At 63.5% G+C, this 15214-nt stretch carries 9 protein-coding genes; 4 read left to right on the top strand and 5 right to left on the bottom strand.

The features are described 5' to 3' along the window. Positions 1 to 139: 139 nt before the first annotated feature. Positions 140 to 1846 (bottom strand): cyclic peptide export ABC transporter, encoded by a 1707-nt coding sequence (locus M5B42_RS16335; RefSeq protein ID WP_248746417.1) that lies wholly within the window; start codon positions 1844 to 1846, stop codon positions 140 to 142. 76 nt (positions 1847 to 1922) lie between these two features. Next, the gene (locus tag M5B42_RS16330; protein WP_103499708.1) at positions 1923 to 2984 is read right to left on the bottom strand and encodes a TauD/TfdA family dioxygenase; all 1062 of its coding nucleotides are present in this window, start codon (positions 2982 to 2984) and stop codon (positions 1923 to 1925) included. A gap of 345 nt (positions 2985 to 3329) precedes the next feature. On the opposite strand from M5B42_RS16330, the gene M5B42_RS16325 reads away from it, so the two are divergent. Genes M5B42_RS16325 through syrC form a run of 3 tightly spaced genes read left to right on the top strand, consistent with a single transcriptional unit; the run spans position 3330 to position 7614 of the window. Next, positions 3330 to 5393: an amino acid adenylation domain-containing protein gene (locus M5B42_RS16325; protein ID WP_248746416.1), complete on the top strand. Its 2064-nt coding sequence runs from the start codon at positions 3330 to 3332 to the stop codon at positions 5391 to 5393. Between the two features lie 17 nt (positions 5394 to 5410). Next, positions 5411 to 6346, top strand: a complete 936-nt coding sequence (gene syrB2, locus M5B42_RS16320; protein ID WP_103498869.1) for a syringomycin E biosynthesis L-threonyl-[L-threonyl-carrier protein] 4-chlorinase SyrB2 — start codon at positions 5411 to 5413, stop codon at positions 6344 to 6346. A gap of 56 nt (positions 6347 to 6402) precedes the next feature. Then, positions 6403 to 7614: a syringomycin E biosynthesis aminoacyltransferase SyrC gene (gene syrC / locus M5B42_RS16315; RefSeq protein WP_248746415.1), complete on the top strand. Its 1212-nt coding sequence runs from the start codon at positions 6403 to 6405 to the stop codon at positions 7612 to 7614. 226 nt (positions 7615 to 7840) lie between these two features. Here syrC and M5B42_RS16310 read toward each other — a convergent pair whose 3' ends face one another. The 3 genes from M5B42_RS16310 to M5B42_RS16300 all read right to left on the bottom strand — a co-directional run bounded on the left by M5B42_RS16310 (position 7841) and on the right by M5B42_RS16300 (position 11002). Then, positions 7841 to 8452, bottom strand: a complete 612-nt coding sequence (locus M5B42_RS16310; RefSeq protein WP_103498871.1) for an aspartyl/asparaginyl beta-hydroxylase domain-containing protein — start codon at positions 8450 to 8452, stop codon at positions 7841 to 7843. Between the two features lie 178 nt (positions 8453 to 8630). Further along, positions 8631 to 10001, bottom strand: coding sequence for an MFS transporter (locus M5B42_RS16305; RefSeq protein WP_248746414.1), 1371 nt, complete (start codon positions 9999 to 10001; stop codon positions 8631 to 8633). Beyond that, positions 9998 to 11002, bottom strand: a complete 1005-nt coding sequence (locus tag M5B42_RS16300) for a cupin-like domain-containing protein (protein ID WP_248746413.1) — start codon at positions 11000 to 11002, stop codon at positions 9998 to 10000. The genes M5B42_RS16305 and M5B42_RS16300 overlap by 4 nt, the downstream gene beginning before the upstream one ends. 246 nt (positions 11003 to 11248) lie before the next feature. Here M5B42_RS16300 and M5B42_RS16295 point away from each other — a divergent pair. Then, a partial coding sequence (locus tag M5B42_RS16295; RefSeq protein WP_248746412.1) for an amino acid adenylation domain-containing protein occupies positions 11249 to 15214 on the top strand: 3966 nt, incomplete at its 3' end.

The raw sequence follows: 15214 nt of genomic DNA, 5'->3' as shown, positions 1-15214 counted from the left end.
ACATTTCTTCTCGCAAAGGGTCAGCCTCGCCACGTGCAAAAGGCGGCGACAACTGGAAATTGAGTCAGGTCCAGGGGCCGGCCGACCTCGCTCAGCTTCGCGAAGGGCCGGTCCTGGAAAAGTTAAACAGCGCTGGAAATCAGGCGCGCTTGCCCTGCACCGAGCAATTCACGTCGGAGACGATCTTCCCGTCCACCAACTTGATGATGCGGTCGGCCAACTGGAAGTACTGGTCATCGTGGGTGATGATCAGCACCGTCTTGCCGCGACGCTTGAGGTCCGGCAGCAGTTCCTCGTAGAAGAAGCGCTTGAACGGCGGGTCCTGGTCGGCGGCCCATTCGTCGAGCAGGTAGATCGGCCGGTCTTCCATGTAGGCGCAGACCAGCGCCAGGCGTTTCTGCTGACCGTAGGACAGGGCCTTGGTGGTGGAATAACCGAGCCCTTCGATCTTGATCTTGTCTTCCAGGCCGAGGGTCGCCAGGTACTTCTGCGCCAGTTCGGTGCTGGCGTCCTCTTCTTCGTCGGGACCGATCAGCCGGTTGAACAGATGGAAGTCGGAGAACACCGCGGAGAACAGGTCACGGTAGTCGCTGCGTGACTCTTCGTTGATCAGCTTGTCGTCGAGCAGCACCTGCCCGCCCTGTGGGATGTACAGGCCGCAGATAACCTTGGCCAGGGTGCTCTTGCCGCAGCCGTTGCCACCAACGATGTAGATCAGTTCGCCGGCACGCACCGTCAGGTCGATGGGCCCCAGGCCGAACCCGGTGCCGGTGAGCGGGTCCTGATAGTTCATGTGCACGTCGCGCAACTGGATGCTGTCCCAGGACTTCTTGTGATCCAGGCGCAGCACATTGGCGGATTCGCTGGCGAGGGCTTCCGGCTCCGGGTGCGGGTCGTTGATCGAGAAACCGAAATCCGCCAGGCGGCTGCCGGCGATACGGCCCTGGGCCAGCAACGGCATGGCGCCGATCAGCAGCGACAGCGGGCCCATGATGTACAGCACCACCAGCACGCTGGCGGTCATGGTATTGGTATCGATCACCCCGAGCATGGGCGCGACGAACAGCAGGCAACCGATCAGCAGCGACAAGGTCAGCTGGCCGACGTTGTCGGCGGCGGTGTACCAGAGCCGTTCGATAAAGTTGTAGCGCGCCACCTGGGTCGAGGACTCCTGGATCGCCGAGCGGCTGAACCAGCGGCGCCGGATGCCGTTGAGCTTGAGTTCCTTGAGACCGAACACCAGGGCGTGGGTGTATTCGTTGAACGAGGTGAACTCGTCGCGCACTTTGTGCGAGAAGGAGATACCGCCCAGGAAAAAGAACAGGTACAGCGCCACCCCGACCACCATCAGGCCGACGGTTACCGCGAACACCACCCAGGACAGGTAGGCCAGGTAGGCGATGCCGAACAGCAGCACCGCCAACTCCACCAGCACCGACGGCATGATCACCAGGGTACTGTTGAGTTGCGGAATATCGCTGGTCAGCATCGTCAGAACGTTGGGTGCCCCGCGGCGGTCGATCTCTTCCAGGGGCGTGGCGAGGATCTTGCGGCACAGGGCAATCCGCAGGCGGGTCATGATGCGCATGCTGGCATAGGCCGGAAACAACGCGGCACCGTTGCGGAACAACAGCGACACCGCACTCAGGCCGACGAACCAGTACAACGACTGCAACTGGAAGCTTTCCTCATGAATCGCCTCGTTGATCACCTTGATCACCGCGATGGACGCCACCCCGCTGATGATCCCGGTCAACAGGGTCATCAGCGTCAGCCAGGGATGATTGCGCCACAGCAGACGCATGACCGAGCCAGGTTTGGCCTTCTTCTCTTGCTCGTTTTTCATTGGTTGCTGTCCTTGAATGCATTAGCCCGCGCAATGGCCGGTCGTTGAAAGTCCAGGGTCACTCGATTGCGATCACTCAGGTCGGTTGCCAGACGTCATCCCGGGCAGTCATTTCGCCCATGGCGACGACGATCAGACGGGGTTCTTCGTAGGGATCCCGGGCATGGGCGGCGAGCATGTTGTCGAGCATCACCACATCGCCCTTGCGCCAGTCGAAGCGCACCGCACAGGCCTCGTAGGCTTCGCCGATCAAGGCCATGACCGAGTCCTCGATGTCCGAGCCGTCGCCATAGCTGACCAGTCGTGGCAGGCGGTCGGCGCCGAACATGTCGAGCAGGTCCTCGCGCATTTCCTCGCCCAGGCAGAACGGGTGGTGCAGCTGCACCTGGTTGAAGAAGCAGCGCTCACCGGTGAACGGATGGCTGATCACCGCCGGGCACTGGGTGCGAATCTGCAGGGTGTCGCTGTCGAGCCATTCGAAGTCGGTGCCCTGCTCGCGGCAACGCTGTTCGACGACGCTGCGTTCAGGGGTGCCGAAGAACGATTCCCAGCTCGGCTCGACGCCGGCGGTAAAGGTACGGCTGTACATCAGGCCCTTGCTTTCGAAACGCGCGACCACCTCGGCCGGCAGACGCTGGAGCACCTGGCGAATGTCCGCCAGCGGCGTCGCGCCACCGACCCGTGACGGCTGCTCGCAGAAGAACCATTGCTTGCGCGGCCAGCTTTCCAGGTGCGAGCTCTCGTTGTGATAGAGGATCATCTCGCGCTCGGGATAAGGCGTGGAGCGATAGACATTGCGCCCGCCTTCTTTCTTCGGTAGGTCGCCATAAGTGCCGTGCAACCCGGGCGACAGCGCCTCGGCGAAGGCCTCGAAAGCCGCCACCGAGCCCAGCTCGAAACCACGGAACAGCACCGCGCCGTGACGGCACAGCAACGCCTCGATCGCCTCGCGTTGCGCACTCGCCCACAACACCGGATCCAGGCCAGGCGCGGCCGGTTCGATCACCACGGGCAAACTGCTGTCGGCTGCCAGCAGGGACAAACGTACCGATGGATCCCCCGCCCGGTCTGGCCAGGCCGGCGCATCCGCCAGCGGTTCTTCGGTGAAAACAGGCGAAACGTTAGCTTGAAGACTCATGAACAAACTCCTGGACCACAGCCCCTCACATCCACGTTGTACGGGGCAAGATCAACAGGCTCCGCCGCCGCGCAAGGATAAAAACACCGATGGCGGGGGGCTGTCTGTCACCGCAAACCGGGACAGCGGTGACCCGGGCCGCGGATGCGTCGCGATCACCGTCGGCACGCGTTTGTCCCCATTTCCCGCGACAGACGCAGGCCCGCGGTCGGTGCTGAAATGCGGCAACTGCGGATCGTGCCGGCTCTTCGAATGGAGCCTCCAGGCCGCAGGGATGTCTCGAGTGCAACGTCTTTCGCCACGGCGAAAAGACGTTGCACCTGTTATTACACAGGAGCGTTAGTCATGCCGATCAAGAACACTGGCGAATCGGTTAACACCCCGCCAGCCCCTCTCACGCCCGGTGCCTTCCTGCATGAGATATTCAGTGCCCGGGCCCGTGAATTTCCCGAGCGAACGGCGGTGTCCGACGCCACTCGGACATTGAGTTACGCCCAGCTCGAGGCGCTGTCGTCGAAGCTGGCCGCACGTTTGCGTCACGAAGGTGTCAAGGATGGCCTGCGTGTGGGCATGTACCTGCCGCGCAGCGCCGACCTGATCATCAGCCTGCTCGGCATCCTCAAGGCCGGCGGCACCTATGTCCCGGTCGACCCGCAATACCCGGGCAAACGCGTTGAGCACATCGTCCGTGACAGCGGCCTGGGCCTGGTGATCGGCGATGCCGCGAACCTGCCGAAAAGCCCGTCCCTGCGTGTGCTGTCCCTCGAGCAGTTGCTGTCCGCGCCCGCGCTGGAACTGAGCGTTGACGGCAGCCGCCGCGACCCGGACCAGGCCAGCGCCTACGTCATCTACACCTCCGGTTCCACCGGTGAGCCCAAGGGCGTACTGGTTTCCCATGGCAACGTCAGCCGCCTGCTGGAAAGCACACAACGGACCTATGGCTTCAACGCCCAGGACGTCTGGTCGATGTTCCACTCCATCGGTTTCGACTTCTCGGTCTGGGAAATCTGGGGCGCCCTGGCCCACGGCGGCCAAGTCAGCGTGGTACCGTATGACGTCTCGCGCTCGCCTGCCGCCCTGCGCCAATGGCTGTCCGACCAGCGCGTGACCGTGCTCAGCCAGACCCCGTCGGCCTTCCGTGGCCTCGACGAGGCCGATCGCGGCGCCACCGCGCCCCTGGCCCTGCGTTATGTGGTCTTCGGTGGCGAAGCGCTGCCGGCCACCGTACTGCGTCCCTGGGTTGAACGCCATGGCGACCAGAAACCGGCCCTGATCAACATGTACGGGATTACCGAAGCGACGGTGCACAGCACCTTCAAGCGCGTACTCGGCCAGGATCTGGAAAGCAGCGCGATGGTCTCCATCGGCAAACCCCTGGACGGCTGGCAGTTGCATCTGCTCGACGCCAACCAGGTCGCGGTGCCCCAGGGCACGGCCGGCGAGCTGTACATCGAAGGCGCCGGCGTGGCCCAGGGTTACCTGAATCGCAGCGAGCTCAACGCCGAGCGTTTCATCCAGTTGCCCGGCACCTCGATCCGCGCCTACCGCACCGGCGACCTGCTGATCCTCGACAATGACGGTGAGTACCGTTATGCCGGCCGTTGCGACGAACAGCTGAAGATCAGCGGTTTCCGTATCGAGCCGGGCGAGATCGAAGCCTGCCTGCAAACCAGCCCGAGCGTCTCTGCCGCCCATGTCGGCGCCCATGACTACGGCGATGGCGACCTGCGCCTGGTGGCCTATGTGGTCCCGACCCAGGGCCTCGGCGCCTGGACCGAGCAGACCCGCAGCGAAGTGGCCGCCCTGGTGGCCGCCAGCCTGCCGGACTACATGCGTCCCTCGGCCTACCTGGCGCTGACCCAACTGCCAGTGACCGCTCACGGCAAGATCGACAAGAAACAGCTGCCCTCGCCGACCGCCGGCGTCACCCCGTCGCACTCGGTGGACGCCCAGGGTCTCAGCGAACCGGAGCAGCTCGTACTCAAGGTCTGGAGCGAAGACCTGGGCCTGAAGAACATCGGCCTGAATGACGACTTCTTCGATTTCGGCGGCACCTCCCTGGCCTTGATCCGCTCCCTGAGCAAGCTCAAAAGCCATTACCAGATCAACATCGATCCCGGTGTCCTGGCCGACGGCGCAACCGCCAAGGTCCTCGCCGACTACATCTCGCGCATCGTTGCACCCGGGCAGTTCGTGCTCAAGGTGTGGGCTGAAGACCTGGGCCTGAGGAACATCGGCATGAACGATGACTTCTTCGATTTCGGCGGCACCTCCCTGGCCCTGATCCGCTCCCTGAGCAAGCTCAAAAGCCATTACCAAATCAACATCGATCCGGCTGTCCTGGCCGACGGCGCCACCGCCAAAGCGCTGGCCGATTACATCTCCCGCACTCTTGTTCAAGCCCATTGACCGAAAAGGAAAAGCCCGTGAGCAAAAAATTCGCCTTGACCCCGGAAGAGCGTGCCTCGTTCGAAAAGAACGGTTTTATCGGTCCGTTCGACGCCTACTCGCCGGAAGAAATGAAAGAAACCTGGAGACGTACCCGCCTGCGCCTGCTCGACCGTAGCGCCGCGGCCTACCAGGACCTGGACGCCATCTCCGCCGGTACCAACATCGCCAACTACGACCGCCACCTGGATGACGAATTCCTCGCCAACCACATCTGCCGCGCGCAGATCTGCGACCGCGTCGAAAGCATCCTCGGCCCGGACGTGCTGTGCTGGCGCACCGAGTTCTTCCCTAAATACCCGGGTGATGAAGGCACCGACTGGCACCAGGCCGACACCTTTGCCAACGCTTCCGGCAAACCGCAGATCCTCTGGCCGGACGCCGAAGAGTTCGGTGGCACCATCACCGTCTGGACCGCGTTCACCGACGCCAACATCGCCAATGGTTGCCTGCAGTTCATTCCTGGCACCCAGAACAGCATGAACTACGACGAAACCAAGCGCATGAGCTACGACCCCGAAGCCAACAACAGCGAGGTGGTCAAGGACGGCGTACGTCGCGGTTTCTTTGGTTACGACTATCGCCAGTTGCAGATAGACAAGGACTGGAAGCCCGACGAGGCAGCGGCCGTACCGATGCAGATGAAAGCCGGCCAGTTCATTATTTTCTGGTCGACCCTGATGCACGCCTCCTACCCCCACAGCGGCGAAACAGAAGAAATGCGTATGGGCTTCGCCTCGCGTTATGTGCCGTCGCACGTACAGATCTACCCGGACTCGGACCATATCGAAGAGTACGGCGGTCGCATCAGCCTGGAGAAATACGGCGCGGTGCAGGTGATCGGTGAAAAGACACCGGAATACAACCGTCTCGTGACCCATACCACCCGCGGCAAGAAATTCGAAGCGGTCTGACCCACAGCGGCCAGGCGACAGTTGGCCTGGCAATGTGCCTACAGGAGTTGAAATCCATGACTATTTCCACCGACGCAGCGATGCGCCTGTGCGAGACCGTGAGGATGCTTAGGCACCTTGCCATCCATTTGCCCGATCCCATGTGCCTGAGTTTTCTCGCCCCGGACAACGGCCTGCTCCCCGAGCAGGCTTCCCCCAGCGTGAGAGCCACGGAACGGGCGATCAACGCCGCCTTTGCGCGGATCGGCGTGCGCACCGTGCAATACCTGCACGGTGGCGAGGCACAGCTGTCGTCCTTCGAGTTTTTTATCAGCCGGAAAATCTGCCAGGCGCTCGACTACCGCTACGACCACTTCGACGATGTCGAAGAGGCCAAGGCGTTCGGGCGACTGCTCAAGCATTTCGAATTCAGCGGTGCCGTGCCGGAAGTCGAGACACTGCACCTGACCACCCGCGACAACGTTTCCCTGTCGGTGCATGCGAGCACCAACCGGGAACGTCCGGCGATTGTCCTGGCCCTGCCCTGCGGCATGCCTTTCGATCTTTGCCGCGACTGGTTCAACGTCCTCAGCGAGCGCTTCTTCGTGGTCACCTGGGAGACCCGCGGCCTGTTCGGCTCCTGCGCGTCCTTCGACCAGGTCGCGGTGGACACCGAAGCCCAGGTCGCCGACCTGATCAGCGTGATGAATCACTACCAACTGCCGACGGCGCACCTGATGGGCATCTGTGGCGGTGCGGTGATCGCCCTCAGTGCGGCCGCCGCCCACGACAACCGGGTCACCTCCCTGAGCCTGTGGCACGGCGACTACAACCTGGGCGACAACAACCTGCGCACCACCCATCAGCAGAACTTCGAATGGCTGATGGAAGCGGCGGCCTTTGACCGCCAGGAAGCCACCGACCTGCAGGCGATGTTCCTCGACCAGGCGACGCTGGCCACCACGCCGGAGCCGATCGCCCATGTGGTGCTCTACCCCTACGTCAACCCGGAACTGTTCTATCGTTATGCGCGCCTGAACGATGCCTTGAACAAGACCGAGCTGGCGTCGCGGCTGGCCCGCATCAACGTGCCGACCCTGGTGGTGGCCGGCGACGCGGATGAAACCACGCATATTGGCGGCTCACGCTATATCGCCGCGTCGATCGACGATGCCACCCTGCATGTCGAGCACAACGGCAGCCACCTGGCGTTCTTTGCCTCCACCCAGTACTCGAAACAGACCGCTTTCCGCTTCCTCGAGGAAACCCTCCAGCCTGTGGTCGCCTGACCGTCCAGAAGAGTGTCCCAGGACAGCCGGTAGAGATCGCCTTGACCCGCATCGCGCAGAAGCGATGCCTGGGTCAAATGGCCCGCCATGTGGAATTTGTCGATTGAGGTTTCTACCGAGGCGCAATGAGTACGGCCCGCAAGCCGGGCCTCTACAGTTTGTGGTTTTACAACAACCGTACTCTACCTGCGGAGCGGCCCGATCACTCGGCCCGCTCCTGTCGATCTCAGGTATCCATGTGTTTTTCACGATGGAACTCAAGATAGAGCACGGTACGGTGTGCCCGCGAAGCATTGACCGCGAAGTGGTCGAGGGAGCCGTCGAAGATCACCAGGTTGCCATTGGTGCTCTGGTTGAAGCTGCCGTTGACGTTGAGGTAGGCATAGTTCTGGGTGGCCGGCGCGTCGATGGTCAACTGCATGTGCAGCAGGCCTTCTTCCCAGGTGCCGGTGTGTGAGTGCGTACCGAGGAACACATTGGGCTCCATGCGCAGCAAGGCGCACAGCTTGATCCCGGGAATCTGTTTCAACAGCTCGATGGTCCCCGGCATGGCGGCCTGGGCATAGGGGATCGGTGTGTCGTAGGCCACCAGGCCGTACTGGGTCCACTCGGGCATGACGTCCATGTCGTCACCCCAACCCCAGAGCCAGCCATACTCGCCGCCAGCCTCCATATGGGCGGCCACTTCATCGACGATCTCGGTGATCGACTTGCCGACGCGGTTGATGGTCAGGGTCGGGGCATCGAGGGCGAGAAACTCTTCACGGATCACTTCCCAGTTGTCGGCAAGGTGCTTGAGCTTGGGAAAGCGCTTGGGTTCATAAAACGACGGACGCATAGGTCCTCCTTTATCGATTGTTGTCGGCTCGGATGGCGGTGCGGCGCAGTCCTGTCGAATCCGGGACGTTGCGCGGGAGCTTGCAAAGGTTGACCCAGGGGACCTGGCCTGTCTGTCACGGGAATCCGGTACAACCCACAAGGGCACCCCATCGCACAGGGGTGCCCCCACCCGCTTGTCACAGAGCGTCGGCCGGGGCCGTATCGCCGCTGCGCAGGGGCGCCGCTTCAGCCGGCGCACCCTCCAGGCGACGCATCGGCCCGTAGATCAGGACCGTCAGGGACAGCAACGCAAAGAATGCCCCGGCCACCACAAACAACATGCCCACGCCACGTCCCGCACCCACCCCGATCCAGTGGCCGATCGACTCGGCATAGGCACCGCCAGGCAGCAACGCCGGCTGGAACCAGTGATCCACCAGCAGACCGCCGACGAAGATCACCAGGCTCGTGGTGGCAATGGTCAACATGCTGATCAGGGCAAACACGCTGGCGCGATTGCCGGTGGGGATCTTGCGCATCCACAACGAGTTCACGCTGGCATCGGCGACACTCGCCGCGGTGATCGCGACAAAGGCCAGGGCACAATAGGCAACGGCATGGGAGACCGCGCCCATGGCAATGACGCAGATCGACAACAGCAGGTCGGCCACCGCCACCAGCACCATCAAGCGCCGCGGGTTGCCCATGGAAATCAGCAACCCGGCGCCCGACAATCCGCCCAGCGCCGCCCAGGTGTAGGCCAGGCCCAGGGTCTGGCTGCCCAGGGTGGACAACAGCAACGGCGTCATCATCAGCGTTGCCAATGACAACAGCGCGTTGCGCAGCATGGTGTAGAACAGCAAGCCGGCCATCACGTGGCTGGCGGCAAAAAACTTCAGCGCCGCGGTGATATTGTTCAGCGAGCCGCGCAAGACCGAGCTCTTGCCGACAGCATCGGCGCGCTCCGGTGCCGGCCGCACATGGGAAAACGCCTTGATCACCAGCAAGGTCCCCGAACAGAAGGTGATCAGGTCCACCGCCAGAATCGGCACAAACCCGGCCCTGGCCATGATCGCCCCGGCCAGCAACGGCGCCACCAGCGCCGAAGCGTTCTTGCTGATGCCCATCAGGCCCGAGGCCCGGGTGAACTTGTCCGGGGAGACGATCGAATTGACCGCCGCCTGATAGGCCGGCTTGCGGAACGCCGAGACGATCGAGGCCATGCAGTTGAAGATATACAGGTGCAGCGGCTCCAGCCGGTCGAACCAGAGCAGGCCCATGACGCCGAACAGCAGCAGCGCCAGGCTGACGTCGCAACAGACAATGATCAGCCGGTGGCTGACCCGGTCGGCCAGCCCGCCGGCCAAGGGCAGGAACACCACCGCCGGCAAGGTCGCCGCCAGCACCACATTGGCAAACGCCACCGCCGAGCCGGTATGGGAGTAGACCCAGACGCCGAGGGCGAACTCCATCAGCGCCGTGCCGACGATCGCCAGGGACTCACCGCACCACAGAAAATAGAAACTTCGCCCCAGGTCGAAGGCCGGCAGACGGCGCTTGCGGCTCATGGGCGCACATCGCGCAGCGTGAACACCGACTTCACCCGCTGCCCCAGTCGCCAGGCCAGGGAGTAGGCCACCGCTCCCAGCACCAGCGGCGCCAGGCGGGAAAACAGATAGGTACGCAGTACCCGCCTGGCGATCGGCGAGCGGATATCGCCACTGACATGCAAGGGCGTCGGAAAGGTCGCGGCCACCGTCGCGCCAAATGCGTCATCCATCGATTGCACCGCATGCCACCAGTACACCGGGATATACAGCGCATCGCCCGGCTCCACCACCGTGCGCAACGCCTGCAGGCCACGGGTGCCGGGGAAACGCCGGGTATCGATGTCGTACAGGTAGCCGGCTTCTTCGACGACCGGCTGCAACGCCCGCCAACTGGTCTCGTCCGGCGGCAGCAGAAGGACCTCCTTGGCCCCGACGACTTGAGCCATGAAGGTCTCGTCGACGACATGGAAATGCCAGTCGGTGTAGGAATTGCGGTACAGGAAACTGCGATGGGAGGGGTAGTGTCGGGACTTGGACAGCTGCGGCATGAACGGCAGGCCGCCGACATCATCCTTCATCTGCTCGATGGCCGAGCCCTCGGAAAAACGACAACTGTCGGCCACCAGGGGGTCATGCCCCCGGCCCAGCTCGTCGAGAAACTCGTGAAACGGCATTTCCCGGTAAACCGTGCCCGCATACTCGGTCAACGCCGCCTTGACCTCGGGGTTCGACCAGCCGATGACCTCCGAGACGATCTTTGAGCGCACCACCACCGGATTGTTGCGCGAATGCGTCTTGAAGTAATCCAGGCGTTGCCATTTCTCGAACGCCGGCCAGTGGCGCACGGCATTTTTCACCAGGCAGGGACGGTTGTGGTTGACGTAGCGACGGGTGAATTCCTCCCGGGAAATCGTCAACGCATCGATCACCTCGACAGGTCCCGCCTGGGGGTGATTGGGAAACCGCGACAGACTCCAGAACTTCGACTCAGGGCGATCCACTTCGGCGATCAATGACATTGTGCGACCCTCGCAAGAACACTCAGGGCCGTTGATATAACAGACTCGCGCGCGCGGTCCCAAACGCGCCGATGGCCCCCGCACGGGGTTGTCCCTGCTTCCCATGACAGACATCGCCCAGTGGATGCTCTAGTTTTTTCCCACGCTTTTCCTTCGTCCCGCCGACAGGCAGTTGTCCTTACTCCTACGCACCACTGCGCTTCGAGCGGAGACGAACCCACTGATTCTGCAAACAGGTGCTCCGAAATGGATTCGTCGACCGACAAGCTGTCCGCGCAAGCCTGCGCGTCCCACGAACTGGCCTCGGTCCAGCAGGGCATCTGGCTCGATCAGATCGCACACCCGGATCTGCCCTACTACAACATCGGCATGTCCCTGGAGATCAAGGGCGAAGTCAACATCCCGTTGTTCGAGAAGGCCATTGAAATGGTCGCCAACCGCAATGACACCCTGCGCCTGAGCTTCAGCCACGAGGGTGGCACCGGCCGCCAGCGGGTCCTGCCCGAGGTCAAGGTCAAGCTGGAAGTGGTGGAGTTCTCCGAGGCCGACGACGATGCCGGACTGGCCATGGCCTACCTGCGCGATGCCTTCCGTCAACCCTTCGAATCGCTGACCGGACAACTCTGGGAAGCGCGCCTGGTGCGTTGCGGGCCGCAGCGCCATTACTGGCTCAACCGCTACCACCACCTGGTGACCGACGGTATCGGCGTGGCCTTGATCGGCCATGCCGTGGGCGCCGCCTACAACGGTCTGCTGGCCGGCAACGAAGAGGTTGCCGAAGGCCATTCCTACCTGTCGTTCCTTGAAGAGGACCGGGCTTACCTGCAGTCCTCGCGCTACGAGCGCGACCGCCAGTTCTGGCAGGACACCTACGCGCAATTGCCACCGTCGCTGCTGCAACGCCGGGCCGACTTCAAGGCCGGCAAAGCCAACGAACTGGCCCCCAGCGAGCAGGTCCAGGCCATGCTGCCGCGTGCCCTGTACAACGCCCTGACGCAGTTCGCCAGCGAACGCAGCCTGTCGGTGGCCCATGTGCTGATCAGCGTCGTCAGCACCTATTTCTGCCGCACCGTGGGCGTCGATGAAATCGTCATCGGCATGCCTGTGCACAACCGCACCACCGCTCGCCAGAAAGCCACCGCCGGGATGTTCTCCTCGGTCAGCCCGATTCGCCTGGCGGTGGATCCCCAGGGCTCGCTGCTGGACCTGATGAACGCCGCCGGCGGGCAACTGCGCCGCTGCTACCGCCACCAGCGCTTCCCCATCGCCGAGCTCAACCGCACCCTGCGCCTGGCGCAGAGCGGACGCCGGCAACTGTTCGACGTTTCGCTGTCGTTCGAAAGCCTGGACGGCGACGATCAGTTCGGTGGCACCTCATCGCGGGTGATCACCATGGACAACGGCTACGAGCAGACGCCGATGGCGATCTTTGTCCGCGACTACCACCCGTTCGAAGACGTCCACCTGGACTTCAACTTCAACACCGCCTATTACAGCCTCGAAGAAGCCCAGCGCCTGCAACAGCGCATGTTCGCGATGCTCGAAGCGGTGCTGGAACAGCATGACACGCCGGTGGCGCACTTCCCCCTGATGGGCGAGGACGAACGTCAGCGCCTGTTGCTCGAATTCAATGCCACCGCCCATGAATATCCCCGCGATGTGCTGATCCACCAGTTGATCGAACAGCAGGCCGCCCAGCGTCCGGACGCCTGCGCCGTACGCGGCGATGGCGGGCCGTTGCTCAGCTACGCGCAACTCAACCGCCGGGCCAACCAGCTCGCCCATCGCCTGATCGAGCTGGGCGTGGAGCCGGACAGCCGGGTGGCCGTCAGCCTGCGCCGTGGCCCGGAAATGGTCGTCGCGCTGCTGGGGATTCTCAAGGCCGGCGGCGCCTATGTGCCGATCGATCCGGACCTGCCGAGCGCCCGCCAGGCCTACATGCTGGGCGACAGCACCCCGCGCGCGGTGCTCACCACCCATGAATGGCTCGACGGCCTGGCATCCTTGAACGTGCCGGTGCTGGTGCTCGACGATACCAACGACAGCGCGCAACTGGCCGCGCAACCCGCCTACAACCCGGGCACCCAGGCCCTCGGCCTGCTGCCGACGCACCTGGCCTACGTGCTCTACACCTCGGGTTCCACCGGCACGCCGAAAGGGGTGATGAACGAACACCTGGGCGTGGTCAACCGCCTGCTCTGGGCCCGCGACGAATATGCCGTCGACGCCAATGACCGGGTACTGCAAAAAACCCCGTTCGGTTTCGACGTGTCGGTCTGGGAGTTCTTCCTGCCGCTGCTCGCCGGTGCCGAACTGGTCATGGCCCGCCCGGGCGGCCACCAGGAGCCGGACTACCTGGCCCAGGTGATGCGCGACAACCGCATCACCTTGCTGCACTTCGTGCCGTCGATGCTCGACCTGTTCCTCGAACACCGCGCTGCCCGTGATTTCCCTACCCTGCGTCGGGTGCTGTGCAGCGGCGAAGCCCTGCCCCGTGGCCTGCAACGGCGCTTCGAACAACAACTGCCGGGGGTCGAGCTGCATAACCTGTATGGCCCGACCGAAGCGGCCATCGACGTTACCGCCTGGCAGTGCCGTCCCACCGATCCGGGCGAAAGCGTGCCGATCGGCCGGCCGATTGCCAATATCCAGATGCATGTGCTGGATGCCCTGGGCCAGGTGCAGCCCCTGGGCGTGGCCGGGGAACTGCATATCGGCGGCATCGGTGTCGCCCGCGGTTACCTGAACCAGCCGGAACTGAGCGCCGAACGTTTTGTCGCCAACCCGTTTTCCAACGATCCCCAGGCACGCCTGTACAAGACCGGCGACCTCGGTCGCTGGCTGGCCAACGGTGCCCTGGAGTACCTGGGCCGCAATGACTTCCAGGTGAAAATTCGCGGCCTGCGTATCGAGATCGGCGAAGTCGAAGCCGCCCTGGCCCTGTGTGCCGGTGTTCGTGAAGTGGTGGTGATTGCCCGCGAGGACGATCCGAGCCAACCGGACAGCAAACGCCTGGTCGCCTATCTGTGCGGCGAACCGGCACCGGCCGAACAACTGCGGGTCGAATTGCTCAAGCACCTGCCCGAGTACATGGTGCCCAGCGCCTTTGTGCACCTGGACAACCTGCCACTCACCTCCAACGGCAAGCTCGACCGCCGCGCCCTGCCCGCCCCTGGCGTGGAATCCCTGGCCAGCAAGGCCTATGAAGCACCGCAAGGCAATACCGAAGTCGCCATCGCCGAACTCTGGAAAAGCCTGCTCGGCCTGGATCAGGTCGGTCGTCACGACGGCTTCCTCGAACTGGGCGGCCACTCGCTGCTCACCGTGCAACTGCAAGCCCGCCTGCACCAGGACCTTGGCGTCGAGATCGACTTGCGCACCCTGTTCGGCCTGACGTCCCTGCGCAGCCTGGCCGAGTGCGTGGACCAGGCGGCCCGGTCGTCGGTCCAGACCATTGAAGCGGTCTCCCGCGACCAGGATCTGCCATTGTCCCTGCCCCAGCAACGCCTGTGGTTCCTCGACCAGCTGGACCATGCCGCCAGTGTCGCCTATCACATGCCGGCGGCCCTGCGCCTGCGTGGCCAGCTCGACCGCAATGCCTTGCAGCGTGCCCTGGACCGCATTGTCGCCCGTCACGAAAGCCTGCGTACCACCTTCGAACGCCACGAAGGTGAAGTCCGCCAGCGCTTCGCCGCCCCTGATATCGGCTTTGCCCTGGGTGAGCACGACCTGCGTCTGCTGCCCGACGCAAGCCGCGAACAGGAGGTCGAGCAACTGACCCGGACCGAGGCCCTCAAGCCTTTCGACCTGAGCCAGGGCCCACTGATTCGCGGGCACCTGCTGCAACTGGCCGAAGACGAGCATATCCTGCTGGTCACCCAGCACCATATCGTCTCCGATGGCTGGTCCGTGGCGGTGCTGATCGGCGAGTTCAATCGCCTGTATGCCGCTTTCAGCCAGGGCCTCGATGACCCATTGCCGCCGCTGGCCCTGCAATACGCCGACTACGCGGTCTGGCAACAACAGCATCTGCAAGGCGAACGCCTGCAAACCCAGACCCGTTTCTGGAGCGAGCACCTCGGCGGCGCACCAGGCCTGCTGGAGCTGCCCACCGATCACCCACGGCCACAGGTGCAAAGTTACCTCGGCGCCACCCTGGCACTGGAACTGCCGGCGGGGCTGAGTGCCAGGCTGCGCCTGTTCAGCCAGCAA

The organism is Pseudomonas sp. MWU12-2037, from assembly GCF_023242345.1.
GTDB lineage: Bacteria > Pseudomonadota > Gammaproteobacteria > Pseudomonadales > Pseudomonadaceae > Aquipseudomonas > Aquipseudomonas gingeri_D.
This window is presented reverse-complemented; position numbering and strand designations above follow the sequence as displayed.